The 20,891-nt window shown below is 72.7% G+C and carries 21 protein-coding genes and 1 pseudogene; 14 read left to right on the top strand and 8 right to left on the bottom strand.

What is annotated here, in order from left to right:
* Positions 1 to 341: 341 nt before the first annotated feature.
* Positions 342 to 1,247, bottom strand: a complete 906-nt coding sequence (locus tag LMU33_RS23780; RefSeq protein WP_228622581.1) for a DUF4184 family protein — start codon at positions 1,245 to 1,247, stop codon at positions 342 to 344.
* Positions 1,248 to 1,590: 343 nt separating this feature from the next.
* Here LMU33_RS23780 and LMU33_RS23775 point away from each other — a divergent pair, with 343 nt between their 5' ends.
* From LMU33_RS23775 to pgfA, 3 genes are all read left to right on the top strand, one after another.
* Complete coding sequence (locus tag LMU33_RS23775; protein ID WP_228622580.1) at positions 1,591 to 3,324, top strand: lytic transglycosylase domain-containing protein; 1,734 nt, start codon at positions 1,591 to 1,593, stop codon at positions 3,322 to 3,324.
* A 159-nt stretch (positions 3,325 to 3,483) separates the two neighbouring features.
* Entirely contained in the window at positions 3,484 to 3,618 is a 135-nt protein-coding gene (locus tag LMU33_RS23770) for an SPW_0924 family protein (RefSeq protein ID WP_228622578.1), read from the top strand.
* Between the two features lie 28 nt (positions 3,619 to 3,646).
* Positions 3,647 to 4,639: a cell envelope lipid trafficking protein PgfA gene (pgfA, locus tag LMU33_RS23765; RefSeq protein ID WP_228622577.1), complete on the top strand. Its 993-nt coding sequence runs from the start codon at positions 3,647 to 3,649 to the stop codon at positions 4,637 to 4,639.
* On the opposite strand, the gene hrpB is transcribed toward pgfA, so the two are convergent.
* Together hrpB and LMU33_RS23755 are read right to left on the bottom strand one after the other, a co-directional pair.
* Entirely contained in the window at positions 4,629 to 7,154 is a 2,526-nt protein-coding gene (hrpB, locus tag LMU33_RS23760; RefSeq protein ID WP_228622576.1) for an ATP-dependent helicase HrpB, read from the bottom strand. The genes pgfA and hrpB overlap by 11 nt on opposite strands.
* A 96-nt stretch (positions 7,155 to 7,250) precedes the next feature.
* Positions 7,251 to 8,225 carry a class I SAM-dependent methyltransferase gene (locus LMU33_RS23755; protein WP_228622574.1) on the bottom strand — a complete coding sequence of 325 codons (975 nt, stop codon included), beginning with the start codon at positions 8,223 to 8,225 and terminating at the stop codon, positions 7,251 to 7,253.
* A 235-nt stretch (positions 8,226 to 8,460) separates the two neighbouring features.
* Between LMU33_RS23755 and rpsA the strand changes: the two genes are divergently transcribed.
* From rpsA to LMU33_RS23735, 4 genes are all read left to right on the top strand, one after another.
* Entirely contained in the window at positions 8,461 to 9,951 is a 1,491-nt protein-coding gene (gene rpsA / locus LMU33_RS23750; RefSeq protein ID WP_228622572.1) for a 30S ribosomal protein S1, read from the top strand.
* Between the two features lie 201 nt (positions 9,952 to 10,152).
* Positions 10,153 to 11,091, top strand: a complete 939-nt coding sequence (locus tag LMU33_RS23745; protein ID WP_228622571.1) for a PAC2 family protein — start codon at positions 10,153 to 10,155, stop codon at positions 11,089 to 11,091.
* A 45-nt stretch (positions 11,092 to 11,136) separates the two neighbouring features.
* The gene (gene coaE / locus LMU33_RS23740; RefSeq protein ID WP_228622569.1) at positions 11,137 to 11,748 is read left to right on the top strand and encodes a dephospho-CoA kinase; all 612 of its coding nucleotides are present in this window, start codon (positions 11,137 to 11,139) and stop codon (positions 11,746 to 11,748) included.
* Between the two features lie 61 nt (positions 11,749 to 11,809).
* Complete coding sequence (locus tag LMU33_RS23735; protein WP_228622568.1) at positions 11,810 to 12,190, top strand: tetratricopeptide repeat protein; 381 nt, start codon at positions 11,810 to 11,812, stop codon at positions 12,188 to 12,190.
* Positions 12,191 to 12,264: 74 nt separating this feature from the next.
* Here the strand turns inward: LMU33_RS23735 and LMU33_RS23730 are convergent, their stop codons facing one another.
* Positions 12,265 to 12,561, bottom strand: a complete 297-nt coding sequence (locus LMU33_RS23730) for a DUF6343 family protein (RefSeq protein WP_228622566.1) — start codon at positions 12,559 to 12,561, stop codon at positions 12,265 to 12,267.
* A 98-nt stretch (positions 12,562 to 12,659) separates the two neighbouring features.
* Between LMU33_RS23730 and LMU33_RS23725 the strand changes: the two genes are divergently transcribed.
* The 3 genes from LMU33_RS23725 (at position 12,660) to LMU33_RS23715 (ending at position 14,890) form a co-directional block, all read left to right on the top strand.
* Positions 12,660 to 13,592, top strand: a complete 933-nt coding sequence (locus LMU33_RS23725) for an acyltransferase domain-containing protein (protein ID WP_228622564.1) — start codon at positions 12,660 to 12,662, stop codon at positions 13,590 to 13,592.
* A 49-nt stretch (positions 13,593 to 13,641) separates the two neighbouring features.
* Positions 13,642 to 14,337 (top strand): class I SAM-dependent methyltransferase, encoded by a 696-nt coding sequence (locus LMU33_RS23720; protein WP_228622562.1) that lies wholly within the window; start codon positions 13,642 to 13,644, stop codon positions 14,335 to 14,337.
* A gap of 103 nt (positions 14,338 to 14,440) precedes the next feature.
* Positions 14,441 to 14,890, top strand: coding sequence for a DoxX family protein (locus LMU33_RS23715; protein WP_228622561.1), 450 nt, complete (start codon positions 14,441 to 14,443; stop codon positions 14,888 to 14,890).
* A 138-nt stretch (positions 14,891 to 15,028) separates the two neighbouring features.
* Here the strand turns inward: LMU33_RS23715 and LMU33_RS23710 are convergent, their stop codons facing one another.
* Complete coding sequence (locus tag LMU33_RS23710) at positions 15,029 to 15,859, bottom strand: RNA-binding S4 domain-containing protein (RefSeq protein ID WP_228622559.1); 831 nt, start codon at positions 15,857 to 15,859, stop codon at positions 15,029 to 15,031.
* A 151-nt stretch (positions 15,860 to 16,010) separates the two neighbouring features.
* Here LMU33_RS23710 and LMU33_RS23705 point away from each other — a divergent pair, with 151 nt between their 5' ends.
* Together LMU33_RS23705 and LMU33_RS23700 are read left to right on the top strand one after the other, a co-directional pair.
* The gene (locus LMU33_RS23705; RefSeq protein WP_228622558.1) at positions 16,011 to 16,706 is read left to right on the top strand and encodes a uracil-DNA glycosylase; all 696 of its coding nucleotides are present in this window, start codon (positions 16,011 to 16,013) and stop codon (positions 16,704 to 16,706) included.
* Positions 16,707 to 16,732: 26 nt separating this feature from the next.
* Positions 16,733 to 16,828, top strand: a pseudogene (locus tag LMU33_RS23700) (aspartate/glutamate racemase family protein); the annotation flags it as partial.
* Between the two features lie 18 nt (positions 16,829 to 16,846).
* Here the strand turns inward: LMU33_RS23700 and LMU33_RS23695 are convergent.
* From LMU33_RS23695 to LMU33_RS23685, 3 genes are all read right to left on the bottom strand, one after another.
* On the bottom strand, positions 16,847 to 17,299 hold the full coding sequence (locus LMU33_RS23695) for a GNAT family N-acetyltransferase (RefSeq protein ID WP_228622556.1): 453 nt from the start codon (positions 17,297 to 17,299) through the stop codon (positions 16,847 to 16,849).
* Positions 17,299 to 17,715, bottom strand: a complete 417-nt coding sequence (locus LMU33_RS23690) for a RidA family protein (protein ID WP_228622555.1) — start codon at positions 17,713 to 17,715, stop codon at positions 17,299 to 17,301. The genes LMU33_RS23695 and LMU33_RS23690 overlap by 1 nt, the downstream gene beginning before the upstream one ends.
* Before the next feature lie 71 nt (positions 17,716 to 17,786).
* Positions 17,787 to 18,032, bottom strand: coding sequence for a hypothetical protein (locus tag LMU33_RS23685; RefSeq protein ID WP_228622554.1), 246 nt, complete (start codon positions 18,030 to 18,032; stop codon positions 17,787 to 17,789).
* Here LMU33_RS23685 and LMU33_RS23680 point away from each other — a divergent pair.
* Both LMU33_RS23680 and LMU33_RS23675 read left to right on the top strand, forming a co-directional pair.
* Positions 18,031 to 18,813 carry a nucleotidyltransferase family protein gene (locus LMU33_RS23680; RefSeq protein WP_228622553.1) on the top strand — a complete coding sequence of 261 codons (783 nt, stop codon included), beginning with the start codon at positions 18,031 to 18,033 and terminating at the stop codon, positions 18,811 to 18,813. The genes LMU33_RS23685 and LMU33_RS23680 overlap by 2 nt on opposite strands.
* 191 nt (positions 18,814 to 19,004) lie before the next feature.
* Positions 19,005 to 20,846 (top strand): FUSC family protein, encoded by a 1,842-nt coding sequence (locus LMU33_RS23675; RefSeq protein ID WP_228622551.1) that lies wholly within the window; start codon positions 19,005 to 19,007, stop codon positions 20,844 to 20,846.
* Positions 20,847 to 20,891 lie beyond the last annotated feature (45 nt).

Below are 20,891 nucleotides of genomic sequence, written 5' to 3'. Positions count from 1 at the left end.
CAAAACTGCGGGCATGGGTATACGCATGCTTCACCGCCGGACGCCCGAGGCATACATCCGGGCCTGGGCGGACACCGCCTCGGCGCAGGCCATGCCCGCCTCGCCGGTCCCGGCCCTCGCGGCCGACGCAAGCACCGCCCGCATCCCCGCCGACCTGACCGCGACCGTCCGCAGGGCCGCCACGCACCTCCGGCACAGACTCGCCGGCCTGACCGCCCCCGTCGACCGCGCCCCCGACTGGCGCCAGTGGGCCGACCTCGCCCGCGGCTACCTCGCCCTCGCGCTCACCGCGATCCCGAGACCGCGCCCCCGGCGCACCCTCACCGTCTTCGTCGCGTCCCTCACCGACCGACCGGCCGCCCCCGGCCCGCACCGACCACCCCACCGGGACCGGCGGGACCAGCGGGAGCAGCGGGATCAGCGAGACCGCCAGGACCGTCGGGGACCGGGCCCCGACGCCACACCCTGACCCCGACGGCGTACAGCACCACCCCCACCACCAGCCCGGCGCCCACCCCGAAGCACAGGGTCGGCACCAGTTCCCACGGCCGCTCCGGTGCCCCCGTGAGCGCCCGCCAACGCGCCGCCCGCTGCACCGCCCCGGCCGCCGCGCAGCCGCCGAGCACCGCGCCGGCCCACCACCGGTCTCGTACCGACAGCACGGGCACCCCCGCCGGCGCCCCGCCCGGCGCACGCCGCAGCGCCCGCGCGGCGAACACCGCGATCACGACCGCGCCCACCACGGACGAGCCGTACTGCAGCCACGAGAACACCGGCATGCCCGCCACCCGGTCCCGCCCGATGGCCGGAACCAGCCGGGTCCCCCACCGTCCTTGATGCGTGAACGCGTCCCACACCACATGGGTCAGTGCACCCAGCACCGCGGAGACGTACCACCGCACCACCGTGACCACGCGGGCACGCGCGCGTGGCGCACGGCCGCGCAGCAGCACGGCCGCCCGTCCCTGCCGGCCCCGGGGCAGCAGCGCGAGCAACGGCTCGCGGACGAGCAGCCACAGTCCCACCAGCGCCCACGAGATGAGCACGTCGACAGTGAAGACCCCGGCGAACGCGTGCGTGACGGCGCCGAATTCCATGCCGCCCGGCAGGGCATTCGCTGCATAGAAGGGCATGTCGGGCGAGAAGGAGCCTGCGACGAGCACCGCCGGCACCAGCGGGCCGCGGCCGGTCCCGTCCCGGCGGACCGCGGGCAGCACGGCCGCCGCATGGCTGAGTGTGAACGGCAACGGAGCCCCCGGGAACGGTCGTCGGTCATGGCGCCGAGCCGGTGATCGCGTTTGTCCAGTATCTGCCGATCAGGCCCGCTCTGTACACGGGGCCGCCTTTCGAGCGTCCTGCGTGACAACCGGAGTTGGCCAACGGGTGAAAAACGGACGTGAACCGGTCCCGACACGAAGCAAGTTGTCGTAGGGTCGCCTGCGGCGCGACCCGCCGGGCGCGTGGTCGAACACGCGTCGCACAGATGGAAGGATGTCACAGGGGCAACCGGAACACCGGGTCAACCGTCACAGCAGGGTGAGGCAGACAGCCGGAGACGGACGCACGACGTCCACAGGAGGGGTTCACTCGATGGCGGCGCATTTCGGAAGGCGGCTGCGCAAGGGGGCGGCGACCACCGCCGTGGCCGCGGCAGCGGTCGCGGCTCTGTCCGCGTCCCAGGCTCCGGGAATGCCCGGCGAGGACCACGGCACACAGGCGACGGCCGGCGCCTCCGCCCCCGTGCCCCCCGCGACCTCCGACGGCAACGCCACCGGCAACTCGCCGTACTACACGGACCTGCCGCCCCTCAACAGCCCCAACCCCAGCCCCTCGCCGAGCGCCACCGGCACCCCTGTCGCCCAGGGTGACGCCGAGGCCGGCATCCCGGCGACGGTCCTCGACGCCTACAAGAAGGCCGAGGCCGAACTGCGTGCCGCCAAGCCCGGCTGCAACCTGCCCTGGCAGCTGCTCGCCGCGATCGGCAAGGTCGAGTCGGGGCAGGCCCGTGGCGGCCGGGTCGACGCGTACGGCACCACGATCGGCCGGATCCTGGGCCCGGCGCTCGACGGCCACGGCTTCGCCCTCATCAAGGACACCGACCACGGCGTCTACGACGGCAACACCGAGTACGACCAGGCCGTCGGCCCCATGCAGTTCATCCCGTCGACCTGGGCCTGGGCCGGCCGCGACGGCAACGGCGACGGCAAGAAGGATCCCAACAACGTCTACGACGCCGCCCTCGCCGCGGGCCACTACCTGTGCCGCAACGGCTGGGACCTCTCGCGCGAGGACGGCCTGCACAGCGCGATCCTCAGCTACAACAACTCGCAGGACTACCTGAACACGGTCCTGTCGTGGCTGGAGTACTACCGCAAGGGCACCCACTCCGTGCCCGACGGCACCGGCAGCGTGCCCACCCGCCGCAGCGACGACGGAACCCCGCGCGCCAAGTCCCCGAAGCACTCGAAGGTGCCGAAGACCAAGCCGGACCCGAAGCCGGACCCCAAGCCCAGCACGCCCGGCGGCGGGCACGGGAGCCCCACTCCGGCGCCGCCGAAGCCGCCCGTTCCGCCGAAGCCCCCGCAGACCCCCACCGACACCGTGGACCACCTGCAGGACGCGGGCACCGCCAAGCTCACCGCGATGGCCGGCCACGGCTTCACCGAGCAGATCGGCACCCGCGCCGAGACCAAGGCCGGCAAGGCCGTCGCCAAGGTCAGGATCCGGTTCACCATCACCGGGGACACCGACGCCACCTTCGCCGGCGGCGAGACCGTGGCCACGGTCGCCACCGACGCCAAGGGCGTCGCCCTCGCCCCGGCGCTCCAGGCGGGCGAGAAGACCGGCGACTTCAAGGTCATGGCCACCGTCGTGGGGCGCACGGTCGCGGGCCTCGGCTACACGGCCACCGTCACCGAGCGCGCCGCCGACACCCTGGCGCGCACCAGCGACACCCCGCTGACCTGCACCCCGGGCGGCGAGTTCGCCGACCAGGTCCAGGTGAAGGCGACGTACAAGGGCGCCGTCGCGGACAAGGTCGCGGCCACCGCCACCCTGATCAAGTCCGACACCGACGCCACCGAGAACGACAAGGGCCCGTACTTCAAGGACGCCGACGGCAAGCCCGTACGCACCCTCACCGGCCTCCGGACGGACGCCAAGGGACTGCTGACCCTGCCGAAGCTGTACGCGGACGACACCACCGGCACCTTCCTGCTCCGCATCACCACCACCGGCGGTGCGACGCTCACCGTCGAGCTGAAGGTCGCCGCCGCGGACTCCTCGGCGAGCCCGTCCCCGTCCCCGAGCCCGTCCGCCTCCTGACACCCGCGACCGGCAGGGCGCCCTCTCCGCACCGGCGGGGAGGGCGCCCTCGTTCGTCCGTGCACCGCTGTTCTCATCTCACCCGCCCGTTGCTACGGTGCCGAACCTGACGTGCCATCAGAAAGCCGTCAGGACACGACCGTCCGCCGGGAGGCCCGTATGCGCGCCCTGATCGCCGCCGCGACAGGTCTCGCCCTCGCGTTCGCCCTGGTCCTGGCGATGACCGCCATGGGCACGCCGACGGGCCGGACATCCCCCAAGCCGCTGCTGACGACGGTGCCCTCGCACCCGTAGCCGCGCCCGTCCGGGAGGGAGGCCTTCCATGCGCCGCAAGGCAAGCCTGGTCCTGCTCGCCTGCGCCGTCCTCTGCGCGGCGCTCGCCCCGCTGCTGCGCTGGTACGCCTTCCCGCGCCTGGCGAGGATCCCCGCGAACCAGTACCAGGACATGGTTCTCGAGGCCAGGGGCGCCACCCTCCTCGACTACGGCACGATGCGCGCGAAGAAGGTCTCCGGGGTCACCATCGTGCAGACGCTCAAGGGCGACGTGGACGCCGCGAAGAGGATCGAGAGGACGGCGGGCCGGCCGGTCGTGGTCTGGGACAGCCTCTCCTACGTCCAGGGCCCCGACGGCAAGATGGTCTCCAAGGTCCCCGAGCGCTACATCTTCGACGCCCACAGCCAGGACCCCGTGCACGCCACCGGCGAGATGGTCGACGGCGACCCCGTCACCCGCCAGGGCATCGAGTTCAAGTGGCCCTTCCTGACACAGAAACGCGACTACGAGTACTTCGACGCCCAGACCCGCACCACCAACCCCATCCACTACAAGGGCACCCGGACCTTCCGCGGCCTGAAGGTCTACTACTTCGAGCAGGCCATCCCCTGGACCAAGGTCCCCATGCCGAAGACCATGCCCATCCAGGGCATCACGCCCGAATCGGTCGCCAACACGGGAACGACCCGCTGGTACAGCACGGTCCGCAGATTCTGGGTCGAACCCGTCACCGGCGCGCCCGTCTACGGCGAGGAGCTCCACAAGGAGGAACTACGCGGCGGCACCCTGCTCGGCGGCCGGGACCGGGTCACTGCCTTCGCCGGGGACGTGAAGATGCGCGAGGACTACATCGAGCACACGGTCGCCCTGGTCAAGCACAACCGCACGCTGGTGCTGATGCTCACCTCGTACGTCCCCTGGGGTTCCCTGACCGCGGGAGCCCTGCTCCTCGCTCTCTCCCTCTGCCTGGAGGCCCGGGCCCGCCGACCTCAGGATCCGGCACCCACGGAACCGGCCGAACCCGAACCGGTCAGCGCCTGAGCCGCGCGTTGGTGTGCCGGGTGGGCTCGGCGGCCGCCGGGTCCTCGGGCCACGGATGCTTCGGATACCGCCCGCGCAGCTCCGCCCGTACGCCCTGATAGCCGCCCTTCCAGAAGGAGGCGAGGTCGGCCGTGACGGCGGCGGGCCGCCCGGCGGGGGAGAGCAGATGCACGAGCAGCGGCACGCCCGCGACGGCCGGCGTCTCGCGCAGCCCGAACATCTCCTGCAGCTTGACCGCGAGCACCGGCCGCTCCGGATCCCGATAGTCGATCCGTATTCTGGACCCACTCGGTACGGTGACCCGCTCCGGGGCCAGCTCGTCCAGCCGCGCGGCTTCGCCGCTCGCCCACGGCAGCAGCCGTGGGAGCGCCTGCCCGGCGTCGATCCGGCCGAGATCGGCCCGCCGCCGGGCCCGGCTCAGCTCCGGCTCCAGCCAGTCCTCCACGCACGCGTGCAGCGCCTCGTCGGACACGTCCGGCCACGGCTCACCGAGATGCACCCGCAGGAAGGCCAGCCGCTGCCGCAGCGCCTCCGCCTCCGGCGACCAGCGCAACACCCCGAGCCCTTCCTGCCGGAGCCCTTCGAGCAGGGCCGCGCGTACGAGCGCCGGGTCGGCGTCCCTCAGAGGCCGTACGGCCAGCTCGACGGCGCCGAGCCGTTCGACATGCCGGGCCACGACATCCCCGCCGGCCCAGCGCACCTCGTCCCCCTCGCCGAGCAGCGCCCCGGCGGCGGCCCGCGCCACGTCCTCGCTCACGGCGGCCCCGAGCAGCACGCGCGCGTGCCCCGTACCGGAGGGCCGATCGGCGACGGCGACGACGATCCAGGGCGCACCCCGCAACGCCGACGCATCACTCAACTCGGCCCGCGTGCCGGAGACCATCAGATACGACCCACCGTCGAGCCTCGCGACCCGCTCGGGAAAGGCGAGCGCGGCGACAAGCCCGGCGAGCCGGTCGTCACCGGTGCCCGGCCCGACCCGGACGGCGCCTTCTGGCCGACGGCGACCGGCGGGCGGATGGGAAAACTCCTGTGAGACGGCCCGCAGCCGCCGCACCTCCGCAGCCCACCGCGCAGCGTAGGCGTCGCCACCACGCCGGGCACGTCGCAATGCACCCGCGAGATCATCCCCGTAGTCCCGCGGCACCTCTTCGGAAAGCAGAGCGACAACCTCGGCGCCCCCACCAGACGTGTCCAGCAGCGCCCGCCCCAACCGGGGGTGCACCCCCAGCCGAGCCAGCCGCTGGCCGACCGACGTGGCCCGACCGGCGGAGTCCACCGCCCCCACCGCCGTCAACGCGGAGCGCGCCGCCGCCATGGCCCCACCCGGCGGAGGATCGAGCAACGCCAGCCCGGAGGCGTCCGGATCGCCCCAGCAAGCCGCCTGCAAGGCGAACGCGGTCAGGTCGGCCACCTTGATCTCCGGTGCCGGAAACGCCGGCAGACGCCCGTCCTCGGCCTCGGACCAGCACCGGTACACCGCCCCCGGCGCCTCCCGTCCGGCCCGCCCCGCCCGCTGCCGCCCGGCCGCCCGGGACGCGCGGACCGTCGTCAGCCCGCTCAGCCCGCGCGCGTGGTCCACCCGGGGCTCCCGCGCGAGCCCGGAGTCCACCACCACGCGCACCCCGGGCACCGTCAGCGAGGACTCCGCCACCGAGGTGGCCAGCACCACCCGGCGCCGCCCTGCGGCAGACAGCACCGCCTCCTGCACGGCGGCCGGCGCCCTCCCGTGCACCTGGAGCACGTCGACGTCGCCCACACCGCCCAGTTGGCCCGCCACGCGCGCGATCTCGCCCACACCGGGCAGGAAGCACAGCACGTCCCCGTCCCGCTCGGCCAGCGCCCGCCGCACCACCGACGCCACATGGGTCAGCAGCGCCGGATCGACCCGCATCCCGTGCGGCGGCCGCACCGGACGCGCCGGAGGCGCCCACACCACCTCCACCGGGTGCGCGACGCCCTCCGCCTCCACCACGGGCGCCCCGCCCAGCAGCCGCGCCCAGCCCTCGGCGTCGGTCGTCGCCGACGCGGCCACCAGCCGCAGCTCCGGCCGCAGCGCCTGCCGTACGTCCCACAGGAACGCGGCCGCCGTGTCGGCGTCCAGATGCCGCTCGTGGCACTCGTCGAGGACGACGGCGTCGACGCCCGGCAGTTCCTGGTCCCGTTGCAGCCGCTGCAGCAGCACCCCGGTCGTCACGATCTCCACGCGCGTGTGCCGGCCCACGGCCCGCTCACCGCGCACCGTGAAGCCGATGCTCTCGCCGGGCTTCTCGCCCAGCAGCCACGCCATGCGCCGGGCCGCCGCCCGCGCCGCGATCCGGCGCGGCTCGGCCACCACGACCCGCCGCGCGGGCCCGCCCCCGACCAGCCCCGCCAGCACGAGCGGCACCAGCGTCGTCTTGCCGGTGCCGGGCGGCGCCACGAGCACGGCGGTGCCGCCGTCCTCCAGGGCCTCGGTCAGGGCGGGCAGGGCCGAGCGCACGGGCAGCGCGTCCAGGGCGTCGTAACGGATCACGCCCCTAGTGTCGTACGAAGGCGAAACCGGCCCTCACGCGCGCGTGCACGGGAGAAAACGTCCCCACACGCGCGTGCACCCGACGATCAGCAGGGGTCAGTCCCGCTCGCACACGAAGATCGCCGTCCCCGGGATCAGATGGCCCCGCAGCGGGGACCAGCCGCCCCACTCCGCTGTGTTCCAGGCCGGCCACTCCGGCTCCAGCAGGTCCACCAGGCGGAAGCCGGACGCCACGATGTCCCGGACGCGGTCGCCGAGCGTCCTGTGGTGCTCGACGTAGACCGCGCGGCCCTCCTCGTCCTGTTCCACGTACGGCGTACGGTCGAAGTAGGAGGACGCCACCGACAGGCCCTCGGGGCCCGGCTCGTCAGGGAACGCCCAGCGGATCGGATGGGTCACCGAGAAGACGAACCGGCCCCCCGGCCGCAGCACCCGGTGCACCTCGCGCAGCACCAGCCGCGGGTCGGCGACGAACGGCAGCGCCCCGTAGGCGGAGCAGGCCACGTCGAAGGAGCCGTCGGCGAAGGGCAGCGCACCGGCGTCCGCGCAGACCAGCGGAAACGATCCACCGATCCGCAGGGCGTGCTGGAGCTGGCGGTGCGAGAGGTCCAGCGCCACCGGCCGGGCGCCCTGGGCGGCCAGCCAGCGTGCGCACTGCGCCGCGCCCGCGCCTATCTCCAGGACGTCCTTGCCCTTCAGCTCCTCCGGCGGGCCGAGCAGCTCGGCCTCCACCTCGTCCAGGCCCTCCGGCCCCCACACGAAGCGGTCGTCGCCGAGGAACGTGCCGTGCTCGACCTGGTACTCGTCCGCGTTGCGGTCCCACCAGCCCCGGTTGGCCCGTGAGCTCTCCGCGACCCCGGCGTCACGGCGTGTCGCCTCCGGCTCGAAGGTCTCGGTTCCCTCGGGCTCGTACGCTTCCGGCTCTTGGATGATCGGCTCCCTCGTCGTACTCTTCCGTCCAGCCCGCCGGGCGCGCGTCGCGGAAGGGTCCCCGAAGGCCTGCGTGGCCTCTTGGGACGTTTCTTGTGCCGGGTATGCGGCGATCCGCCCCGGGTGTGCGCCTTCGCGCATTGACCATGTCCGGCTGCCCCCGTATGCTACAAGTTGCGCTGCGGGCCTGCGCACCTCAGACGTAGCAGGCTGCGCTCGCATCTGTTGTATGTCCCCTCGGTTGTCGAGGCGCCACCGGGCACCCGGTGTCCTTAAGGTGGCGCTTCCTTGGCTGTCCGGCTTCTGCAGAGCGAAACGGGCTCCCGGCGTAAGCAGTACCTACGACTTCAATGTCCGTACCGGAGCCCTTTCCCACATGACGAGCAGCACCGAGACCACCGCCACCACCCCGCAGGTAGCGGTCAACGACATCGGTAACGAGGAAGCCTTCCTCGCCGCGATCGACGAGACGATCAAGTACTTCAACGACGGCGACATCGTCGACGGCGTCATCGTGAAGGTCGACCGGGACGAGGTCCTGCTCGACATCGGTTACAAGACCGAAGGTGTCATCCCGAGCCGCGAGCTCTCGATCAAGCACGACGTCGACCCGAACGAGGTCGTGGCCGTCGGCGACGAGATCGAGGCCCTGGTCCTCCAGAAGGAGGACAAGGAAGGCCGCCTGATCCTCTCGAAGAAGCGCGCCCAGTACGAGCGTGCCTGGGGCACCATCGAGAAGATCAAGGAAGAGGACGGCATCGTCACCGGTACCGTCATCGAGGTCGTCAAGGGTGGCCTCATCCTCGACATCGGCCTCCGTGGCTTCCTCCCGGCCTCCCTGGTCGAGATGCGCCGCGTCCGCGACCTTCAGCCGTACGTCGGCAAGGAGCTCGAGGCCAAGATCATCGAGCTGGACAAGAACCGCAACAACGTGGTCCTGTCCCGCCGCGCCTGGCTCGAGCAGACCCAGTCCGAGGTCCGCCAGACGTTCCTCACGACCCTCCAGAAGGGTCAGGTCCGCTCCGGCGTCGTCTCCTCGATCGTCAACTTCGGTGCCTTCGTGGACCTGGGTGGCGTCGACGGTCTGGTCCACGTTTCCGAGCTGTCCTGGAAGCACATCGACCACCCGTCCGAGGTCGTCGAGGTCGGCCAGGAGGTCACCGTCGAGGTTCTCGACGTCGACATGGACCGCGAGCGCGTCTCCCTGTCGCTGAAGGCGACCCAGGAAGACCCGTGGCAGCAGTTCGCCCGCACCCACCAGATCGGCCAGGTCGTGCCCGGCAAGGTCACGAAGCTGGTGCCGTTCGGTGCGTTCGTCCGCGTGGACGAGGGCATCGAGGGTCTGGTCCACATCTCCGAGCTGGCCGAGCGCCACGTGGAGATCCCGGAGCAGGTCGTCCAGGTCAACGACGAGATCTTCGTCAAGGTCATCGACATCGACCTCGAGCGCCGTCGCATCAGCCTCTCGCTGAAGCAGGCCAACGAGTCCTTCGGTGCCGACCCGTCCGCGGTCGAGTTCGACCCGACCCTGTACGGCATGGCCGCGTCCTACGACGACCAGGGCAACTACATCTACCCCGAGGGCTTCGACCCGGAGACCAACGACTGGCTGCCGGGCTACGAGAAGCAGCGCGAGGAGTGGGAGCGCCAGTACGCCGAGGCGCAGACCCGCTTCGAGCAGCACCAGCAGCAGGTCATCAAGTCCCGCGAGGCCGACGCCGCTGCCGCGGCCGAGGGTGGCGAGGCTGCGGCTCCGGCCGCGACCGGCGGTTCGTACTCCTCCGAGGGCGCCGACACCTCCGGTGCGCTGGCCTCGGACGAGGCGCTGGCCGCGCTGCGCGAGAAGCTGGCCGGCGGCCAGAGCTGAACGCCGGTAGCTGGGCTTAGCCGATAGCTGGTCCTGAGGGGCCGCACCTTTCGAGGTGCGGCCCCTCAGGCGTTTTTGCGGCGAACCAGCTGACGGGGCGTCAAGGGCTCCGGACGGGCACCCCTGATCAGTGGCCGGTTGCGGGAATGCCCGCGTTCCAGGGCACGTTGTCCATGAGGAACACGAGGAGGAGCGGTCACAGTGCTTGATCCGCAGGGTTTGTACGCATGGGAGCTGAAGGGCCTCGCCGTGGTCGACATGGCGCTCGCCCAGGAGTCGGCCGGCCTGGTCATGCTCTACCACTTCGACGGATACATCGACGCAGGCGAGACCGGGGACCAGATCGTCGACCGGCTGCTCGACTCGCTGCCCCACCAGCTCGTCGCCCGTTTCGACCACGACCGGCTCGTGGACTACCGGGCCCGCCGGCCCCTGCTGACCTTCAAGCGGGACCGCTGGACCGACTACGAGGTCCCGGCCATCGAGGTCCGCCTCGTCCAGGACACCACCGGCGCCCCCTTCCTGCTGCTCACCGGACCCGAGCCGGACGTGGAGTGGGAGCGGTTCGCGGCGGCCGTGCGGCAGATCGTGGAGCGGCTCGGCGTCCGCCTCTCCGTGAACTTCCACGGCATCCCCATGGGCGTCCCGCACACCCGCCCGGTCGGTCTCACCCCCCACGGCAACCGCAACGACCTCGTCCCGGGCCACCGCAGCCCCTTCGACGAGGCCGAGGTGCCCGGCAGCGCCGAGGCGCTGGTGGAGTACCGCCTGATGGAGGCCGGGCACGACGTCCTGGGCGTCGCCGCGCACGTCCCGCACTACATCGCCCGCTCCGCGTACCCGGACGCCGCCCTGACCGTCCTGGAGGCCATCACGGCCGCCACCGGGCTGGTCCTCCCGGGCATCGCGCACTCGCTGCGCACGGACGCGTACCGCACCCAGACGGAGATCGACCGCCAGATCCAGGAGGGCGACGAGGAACTCACCGCGCTCGTCCAGGGCCTGGAGCACCAGTACGACGCCGCAGCGGGCGCCGAGACCCGGGGCAACATGCTCGCCGAGCCCGTGGACATCCCGTCGGCCGACGAGATCGGGCGCGAGTTCGAACGCTTCCTGGCGGAGCGGGAAGGCGACAACTGACCGTCGCCGGGCCCGCTGTCAGTGGCAGGGCCTAAGCTTCCGGACATGCTGAAGGTGGGCCTGACCGGTGGGATCGGCGCCGGCAAGAGCGAGGTGTCACGGCTGCTCGTGGAGCACGGGGCCGTGCTGATCGACGCGGACCGCATCGCGCGCGAGGTCGTGGCGCCGGGCACCCCCGGCCTCGCCGCCGTGGTCGAGGCCTTCGGCGAGGACGTCCTCACCGCGGACGGCAGCCTGGACCGGCCCAGACTCGGCTCGATCGTCTTCTCCGACCCGGAGAGGCTCGCCGTCCTCAACTCGATCGTGCACCCCCTGGTGGGCGCCCGCTCCCGCGAGCTGGAGGAGGCCGCGCACGCCGACGCCGTGGTGATCCACGACGTACCCCTCCTCACCGAGAACGGCCTGGCGCCGCTGTACGACCTCGTGATCGTCGTCGACGCGAGCCCCGAGACCCAGCTCGACCGGCTGGTCCGGCTGCGCGGGATGACCGAGGAGGACGCACGCGCGCGTATGGCCGCGCAGGCGACCCGCGAGCAGCGCAGACGGATTGCGGACATCGTGATCGACAACGACGTGCCGCTGGAGGCGCTGCACAAGCGTGTCGCCGAGGTGTGGGAGGAGCTCGTACGGCGGGCTCGCGAGGGTACCGGGAAGTAGCGCAGGAATAGCGGCCCTGTCCCGGTGCGTTGAAAGGGCGGAGCGAGGGAAGGACTTAGCCGTGCCCGAGACCAGCGGTTCCACCGGACGTACTCCGGAGACGCATGTCATCGACTTCCGTGCAGCCGAGCATCTGCTCAACTCACGGGACCCGCGGGGTGCGGTGAAGCTGCTCGACCCAGTCATCGCCGCGCACCCGGAGAACACCGCGGCCCGGCTGCTCCGCGCGCGTGCGTTCTTCGCCGCGGCGCAACTGCGGCCCGCCGAGCTGGAGTTCACGATCGTACTGGAGCGCGAGCCGGACAACGCGTTCGCGCACTTCGCACTGGCCCGCACTTACGAACGCCAAGGCCGCCCCGACCAGGCCAAACGCCATTTCCGTCTCGCGGCCGCTCTGGACCCGAACCCGCAGTACGTGCGGGCGGCACACTTCGACGACTGACCCTCGACGACTGACCTTCGACGACTGACCATCGTGGGCCGAGCGACGGCGCCGATCCTGCCGCGCCGGGCCGGTCAAGAGTGGCGGTGCCTCGGTGGGCCCGGATACGGCGGTTCGTTGTCCGGCGGTTGGTACGGCGGCACGTCACGGCCCGGCTGGTAGTGCGGGCCCTGCCGGATGTGCCTGAGGATCATGGCCATGTCGGCGGTGACCACCAGCCACAGCACCCCGCAGGCCGCCGCCCAGCCGGGGCGCCCGACGAGCGCGAACGCCACCGTGCCGAAGACCGCCCAGACCAGTCCCCACACGCACAGCCAGAACCGCGCCCGCAGAGCACTGCGCGCGGTCACCGGCTCACTGCCCGTACGCATCGGACCACCACTCCTGACTGCAACGTACTCTTCGGGGACGACGTTCATCAACGGCGCTCGTCCGTCGCGCGTCGAGTCGCTCGTCGAAGGGGGATCCATTGCTGCCGGACGCCGACGACCTGCCCGAACTGCTCCTCGACCTGGCCGTGCCGCACGAGGACATCAACGATCTGGTGGCCGGTCGGCGCCGGGTGACCGGTGATCCGGGAGCGCTCAGACTCCTGCAGGAGTGCGTCGAGGAACTGTTCCGCGATCCGGAGGAGACCGGCCGCACACCCCAACTCCCCGAACTCCTCGACGCGGCGCCGAACGAGCTGAACGGCCTCTTCGCCGTGTACGTCTTCGTCGCCGCCGCCCCGCACACCCTTGCCCGGCACCGGGAACGCGGCATCCCGCCCGAGATATCCCGCCGTACCCTGTCCGACCTGGGCCGTCAGATGGCCGTGCACCGCAGACGGCACGGTACGACCGGTGTGCAGGCGCGGCGCTGGCTCGTCCGCCACTTCCGCGGTGAGCTGTACCAGCTGGGCCGACTGCAGTTCGAGCGGGCGCGGCTCGGGCAGTCCACGGCCCCCGTGCTCGCGGCGGCAGGGCTCGACGCGCTTCCCGGCACGGACTGCCTGAGCCTGCACATCCCCGACTTCCACGGTCCGCTGAGCCCGTCCGCCTGCGACCGCTCCCTGGCCCGGGCCCGTGAGTTCTTCGCCGTGCACTTCCCCGAGGAGCGGCCGGTGGCCGCACTGTGCCACTCCTGGCTGCTCGACCCGCAGTTGAGGCGGTACCTGCCGGCCGACTCCAACATCATCCGTTTCCAGGAACGGTTCCGCACCGTCCGCGAGGAGACCGAGCCGTCCGACACCGAACCCGTCCAGTTCGTCTTCGGCGACCCCGGCCTGCCGGTCGCGGAGCTGCCCGCCCGCACGTCCGTGGAGCGGGCCGTGGGGGACCATCTGCGGGCGGGCGGTCACTGGTACATCGGGCACGGCTGGTTTCCGTTCCCTGCCGAACAGCGGACCAACTCGAACGAGTGAACCGTGGTGGGACGGGAACGGCGGTGCGAGGGCAGGCCGTTGTTCGGGCATGACGGTCGAAATGCGTGAGGGATACGAGGGCACGGGACCCGGCTCGATCACCCCGGACGGCTGCGCGGTCGAGCTCTACGAGCGGCTGCCGGTCGGCGACGAGCCCGACATCATCGCCGCTGCGGTACCACCCGGGGCGCACATCCTGGAACTGGGCAGCGGAGTGGGACGGATGACCCACCCCCTGCTCGAGTGTGGCTTCACGGTCACGGCGGTGGACGAGTCCGCCGACATGCTGAGCCGGGTCCGCGGGGCGCGCACGATATGCGGGCCCATCGAGCAACTCGACCTGGGTGACGAGAAGTTCGACGTGGTGTTGCTCGCGTCGTTCCTCGTGCACGCCGGTGACGAGGAGGTCCGCAGAGGCATGCTGCGCACCTGCGCCCGGCACGTGGCGAAAGGCGGCTGCGTGCTCATCCAGCGGGAGGGCGAGGACTACCACACGAACGTGCCCAGGGAACGGGTCGACCCGAGCGGCTTCACCGTGCGGATCGTCTCCGCGGAGCCGGTCGGCAACGGAGCGAACTCGGTCCACGTCGAGTACGACTTCCCGGACGCACACTGGACCCAGACGTTCCTGGCCCGGCCGTTGAGCAAGGAGCAGTTCGAGTCGGCACTGGAGGAAGCGGGGCTGGAGGTGGAGACGTATCTGACACCGGACCGGACATGGGTGCGGGCGGTACTGAAGCGATAGCGGGCACTCGGTCGCACAGGGCGGCAGGAGAGCGATGAGTTTCCGGACCCTGTCGGGTCTACCTCGGTGAAAGCAATCGGCACCGCTTCCCCAGGAGACCCTCATGTCCGAGACCACCGCTCCCGCCGCACGCACCGCTTCCGCGGCTTCCGCCGGCTCCCTCAGCGGCCGGAGGCGCGCGGCCCGCGTCGCCCTGCGGACCGTGCAGGTGCTGCTCGCGTTGTTCTACGGCATCGCGAGCGCGCTGCCCAAGCTCATCGCGCACCCCTCGGCCGTAGAGTCCTTCGACAGGATCGGCTGGGGCAGCGGGGCCATGTACACCATCGGCGCGCTCGAACTCGCCGGAGCCGTCGCGCTGTTGATCCCCGTGCTGCAGTCCGTGGCGGCGGTCGCGCTCAGCGCCCTGATGGTGGGCGCGTTCATCGTCCAGCTCACGGTCTTCGACGGGGAGAACGCGGCGACCCCGCTGATCCTCATGGTGCCGCTCCTCCTGATCGCCTGGGCGCGACGCGGGCACAACGGGGAACTGCTGCGGTTGGTGCGGCGGCGGTGACCCGGGTGCACGGCGCCGACGCAGCCGGCCGGACGAGGGGGCCCGGCCGACGGCACCGGCCTGTGCATGCTCGTACATCGGCGTGCATGCCTGTACATGGGTCTGCGCGCCGGGTGGTAGCGCCGTAGCGCCTTGGTGTCACCGTCCCCGGGGACGCCCACCGCTCCCGCTGGACCCGGATCCACCACGCCTGCCGGACCCGGATCCGCCAGACCCACCGGCTGCGCCGGATCGACCTCGCCCACCGGACCCGCTGCGGAGGCCCGAACCGGATCCACCCCGGCCCCCGGACCCGCCCCGGCCTCCGGACCCGCCCCGGCCGCTGGATCCACCGGGCCCGCCGAGTCCGGCGAAGCCGCCGGGGCCTCCGGCGCCGCCGAAGGCGTCGACGCCGCCCGGGATGCCGCCCGGGCCCGCGGGGCCGCGGAGGCGTTCCATTTCGCGGCGGTCGCGCTTGGTGGGGCGGCCGGTACCGCGGTCGCGGAGGCCGGCGGGGGCGACGGCCTCGCGGGGCGGGGGCGGAGGGGAGTTGTCGATGTAGCACTGGGCGGCCACGGGGGCGCCGACCCGCTTGCGGATCAGCCGCTTGACGATCACGATCCGTTCCCGGCCCTCGTGCCGCAGGCGCACCTCGTCGCCGACGCGCACGGAGTAGGCGGGTTTCACCCGCTCGCCGTTCACATGGACGTGGCCGCCCCGGCAGGCGGTGGCGCCCAGGGAGCGCGTCTTGATCAGTCGCACGGCCCAGATCCAGCTGTCGATGCGGACCGTCTCCCCCTTGCCCGGCCCCGCGGCCTCGGCGGCGGCCACCGCGGCGGCGACCTTCGGATCGACGGGCTGCCCGCCGGAGGCACCGGAGCTGTGGGTGTCCTGGGCGTGCTGAGTGTCCTGAGCGTCCTGGTCGGGGACGGGTCCGTCCGGTCCGCCGGGCCCACGGTTCACGTTCTCGTCCGCATCCTCGGAAGCCATGCTCCCGACCTTAACTCTCCGGGCGGGGTGAGCCGGAGGCGATTTTTTTCCGGGGTGTGCTGGGGTGCCGGTGCGGGGTACGGGCGGAGGCACCCGCCTGGCTCGGTGAGCGCCGCGTTCACGAGAGCCGGTTCAGGCATACGGTGGCCGTATGGACGACAGCAGCGCCCTCGCTCAGCTCGACCGGCGGGTCGCGGACTGCCGGGCCTGTCCTCGGCTGGTCGAGTGGCGTGAGGAGGTGGCCCGCACGAAGCGGGCCGCGTTCGCCGACTGGACGTACTGGGGGCGGCCGGTGCCCGGCTTCGGCCCCGTCGATGCACGGCTGGTGATCATCGGGCTGGCGCCCGCCGCGCACGGCGGCAACCGCACCGGGCGGATGTTCACCGGCGATCGCTCCGGAGACGTGCTCTACCAGGCGTTGTACGACGAGGGGCTCGCCTCGCAGCCCACGTCCGTCAGCGCCGACGACGGGTTGGAGCTGTACGGCGTCCGTGTCACCGCACCCGTGCACTGCGCCCCGCCCGCCAACAAGCCGACCCCCGGCGAGCGGGACACCTGCCGCCCCTGGCTGGTTCAGGAGCTGAGGCTGCTGCGCCCGACGCTGAGGGCCGCGGTCGTGCTCGGCGCCTTCGGCTGGCAGGCCGCGCTGCCCGCGTTCAGCGAGGCGGGCTGGACCGTGCCCCGGCCCCGCCCGGCCTTCGCCCACGGCACCCGGGTCGCGCTCGACGGCCTGGACCTCTTCGGCTGCTTCCACGTCAGCCAGCGCAACACCTTCACCGGCCGGCTCACCACGGAGATGCTCCGCGAGGTACTGCGCACGGCGGCGCAGTCGGCCGGACTCCGGTAACCGGCCTTCCAGCACCGGACCTGGGTCCGGTCGTGGACATCACCGGGGCCGCCGCCCACCTCGCCTGCCTCCTCGGCCGCCGCTACGGCGTGGTCACCATCCTCGAGCGTTCCTGCGGCCGTAGGTGGGACCGGCCGGGCTCACGGCCGCCAGACGTACCGCACGTCCGGCTCCCGCTCCTCGTTGCCGCTGCCGTCGGTGAACTCGGCCGCGGCGAAACCATGGCGTTCGTAGAAGCGGTGGGCGGGCTTGTTGACCTGGAAGGTCCACAGGGTCAGCCCAACCGGGCTGCGCTCCTTGGCCAGCGCCACGAACCGGTCACCGATACCGCGCCCCCGCCACTCCGGGGCCAGATACAGCTGCGACAGCAACTCCCCGTCCAGCACCATCAGCCCGACGACCCCGTCGGCGGCCTCCGCCACCCAGGTCTCCCGCAACGGCACCACGACATCCCGGATGTACTCGCGCACCTCGTCGTCGGTGTGCGGCCGCACGACGGTGGGCAGGGCGGCATCGAAGGACCGCAGATATACGTCCGCGGCGGCACGGGCGTCCGCCGCCACGGCCCGGCGCAGCACGACCTCGTCCGACATCACCGGTTCCCCTCCTGCTCCGGCACCACGGCCGTGGCCGTGATCTCCACCAACTGCCCGGTGTAGCCGAGGCAGGCGACCCCGAGCAGCGTGGACGAGTGCGGACCCGTGCTCAGCCCGGAGGCCTCCACGACCTCCCACACCGCGGACAGCACCGAGGGCTCGCTGCTCACCACGTACACGTCCGTCGCGACCACATGCGCCAAGTCGCTGCCGACAGCAGCCAGTTGCTCCCGGAGGTTGGCGATCACCTGCTCGGCCTGCTGCACCGGATCACCCGGGCCGACGATCTCGCCCTCGGCGTCGAGAGGCACGGCCCCGGCGAGGAAGGCCAGCTTCGTCCCGGCCTCGACGACGGAGGCGTGGGCATAGGCGGGTGGCGGGAAGAGGGCCGGTACGGTCACGCGCTGGATCACGAGAGCTGCTCCTACGGCGGCTGGGGACAACCTCACGATGATCGGTTCTCCCCGGCTCTGAGCGCATCCGATTATCGGCGCGAGCGGACACCGAGGGCGGTCGCGTCGGCGTAAGGGCTCTCCACCCGCCAACCGTCCTTGCGCCTCACGCGCTCGAACACCCCGACCTTGCGGGTCGGCACCTTCGGCTCTGCGATGTCGCAGGACCGGTGCGGGCCGACCTCGCGGCGCTGCGCGGACCGTTGCTGCGGATCGCGGAGGGTGTCGCGGAAATCCCGGGAGCGGACTCCGGGACGGCTGAGGCAGGCTGAGGGCATGTCCCGGTCCTCCGAAGCCGAATTCCTCGCCCGCACGACCGAGCGCCTCGCCGCCCTGCCCACGGTGGAGGCGGTCGCCCTCGGCGGCTCCCGCGCCCAGGGCACACACCGCCCCGACAGTGACTGGGACATGGCGATCTACTACCGCGGCCCCTTCGACCCCGACGACCTGCGCGCCGTCGGCTGGGAGGGCGAGGTGTCCGAGGTCGGCGGGTGGGGCGGCGGGGTCTTCAACGGCGGGGCCTGGCTGACCGTCGAGGGACGCCGGGTCGACGTCCACTACCGGGACCTGGACGTGGTCGAGCACGAGATGGCGGAGGCGGAGGCCGGACGGTTCCGGGTGGAGCCGCTGCTCTTCCACCTCGCCGGCATCCCCACCTACCTGATCGTGGCCGAACTGGCCGTCAACCAGGTGCTCCGGGGCACCCTGCCCCGACCGGCGGGCTACCCGGCCAAGCTGCGCGTCACCGCCGCCGAGCGCTGGCACGGCACCGCCCGCGCCACCCTCGCCTACGCGAAGGCCAACCACGCCCCCCACAGCCGCCTCACGGAGACCGCCGGCTCCATCGCGACGGCCGCCACCCAGGCCGCACACGCGGTGCTCGCGGCACGCGGCGAGTGGGTGACGAATGAGAAGCGGCTGCTGGAGCGGGCGGGGTTGCGGCGGATCGACTCGGTGGTGGGCGGGTTGCGGGCCACACCGGAGGCCCTGGTCGCCGCCGTGACCGAGGCCGAGGAGATCGTCGTCGGCGCATTGCGTTCGTACGGATCGCGTTCGTGAGGATCGCGTTCGTGCGGATTCGTTCAAGTGGATTGCGTTCATAAAGAAACCGGCCGCCCGGGCATCGTTCACGTGCCTGAAACGTGATCGCCCGGCCAGCACCGGGAACGCCCCTTACCGTGTAGCACAGCCCACCCGGCCACCGCCGTCCGAAGGCAACGCACTTTCCGCCCGCGTACGACAGGAGCCCCGTGTCCCGGCCCGCCGCACCCCTCTGGCTGACCCATGCCCTGCGCGCCCAGCGCGGCCCCGTTCCCTGGAGCGCGGTGACCCGGGGCGCGCTTGCCGCCGGTCCGCTGCTGCTCGCCGGAGTCGGCACGGGACACACTGCCCCCGGCGTCCTCGCCGCCATCGCCGCGATGCTCGCCGGCATCAACGACCGCCCCGGCAGCCGGCGCGCCTCCGTCAGGCGGCTCGGGGTGCCCGCGCTGGCCGGGGCGCTCGGGCTGCTCGCGGGTACGTACGCGGGGCAGGGGCTGGCCGCCGTACCGCTGACCCTGGCGTTCACCCTGCTCGGGCTGGTCGCCGGTGGCATCAGCGCGGTCGGGCCCGTCGCCTCCGCCGCCGGAACGCAACTGCTCGTCGGCGCCGCGATCGGCGCCGGGATGCCGGCGGCCGAGAGCGGCTGGCAGCGGGCGCTCGCGTTCCTCGCCGGGGCCGGCTGGCTGATGGTGCTGCGGCTCGCCCTGCCCACGCCCGGCTCGCTCGCCGGGGACTTCCGGTTCGACGGGGAGCGGGCGGCGGTCGCCGGGGTGTACGACGCCGTCGCCGCGCTGCTCGACGCCGTGGGCGGTGAACGGGCCACCGCCCGGCGGGCCGCTCTCACCGCCGCCCTCGACCATGCCCAGGACGCCCTCGCCGGACCGCGGTTGCGCCGGTACGCCAGTTCCGCCGCCGAGCGGCGGCTGCACGCGCAGTTCGCGGCCGCGCTGCCCCTCGCCGAGGCCGCCACCGCCCTGTTCTGGGCCGGGGAGCCGGTTCCGGCGCGGGCCGCGCAAGGACCCCGGCGGCTCGCCGCCGCCGTCCGTGACAACGCCGGCACCGGCCCGCTGCCCGCCCCCCACCGTTGCGCCCCCGCCCTGCGCGCCCTCGACGACGCCCTGCTGCGCGCCGCCGAGGCCTTCGACCGGGCCGAGGACGCACAGCAGCGGCCGCCCGCCCGGCGCCGGGACGTGCGACACGCCGTCCGTGCCGCGTTCGGCACCGGCGGACGCGAGTACGGGCTGCGGGTCGCCCTCTGCTTCGGGGCCAGCGCCGCCATCGCCCAGGCGCTGCACCACACCCGATGGTACGGCAACCACCAGCACTGGTACTGGCTGCCCGCCACCGCCGTCTTCCTCGTCAAGCCCGACCTCGGGCCGCTCGCCTCCCGCGTGCTGTGCCGGGCCGCCGGAACCGTACTGGGCGCCCTGGTGTTCGCCGGGCTCGCCGAGTTGCTGCCCCGGCCCGCCGGGCTGATCGCGCTGGTCGCTCTCTGCGGGGCGCTCGTGCCGGTCGCCACTCGGCACTTCGCCGCGCTGACCGCCGTCGTCACCGTCCTCGTCCTCGCCCTGGTCATGGCCGGCGGCGAGCCGCAGGCCTCCGTCAGCCGGATCGGCGAGACCCTGCTGGCCTGCGCGCTCGTGCTGGTCGTCGGCCATCTGCCGATGCCGGGGGAGCGCGGCGGTGGCGTGCGCGCCCGCCTCGCGGCGGCCGGTAGCGCCGCGCACGCCTATCTGGTGCACGTCCTCGGCGAGTCCGGCGACCGCGCCGAGCGGTGGGCGCTGCGCCGGGAGGCCTACCGCACCCTTGCCGAGGCCCGTACCGCCATCGCGTTCGCCGCTGCCGAACTGCCCGCCCTCGCCCGGCACACCGCCGGCACGGACGCCGTCGCGGACGTCCTGGAGCGACTTGTCGACACGACCACGGCCTGCGCCGTCCACCTCGACGAGACGGGCCGGCTCACGCCCCGGCACACCAGGCAACTCCAGGAGGCACTGGGTGAGCTGAGGCTTCAAGGGGTCGTCGAGGTGCCGCTGCCCGCCGCCGCGTAGCCGCACGTGGACCGCTGCGGACCTTGGTCGGCCGACACCGCGCAG

This window comes from Streptomyces barringtoniae, assembly GCF_020819595.1.
GTDB lineage: Bacteria > Actinomycetota > Actinomycetes > Streptomycetales > Streptomycetaceae > Streptomyces > Streptomyces barringtoniae.
This window is presented reverse-complemented; position numbering and strand designations above follow the sequence as displayed.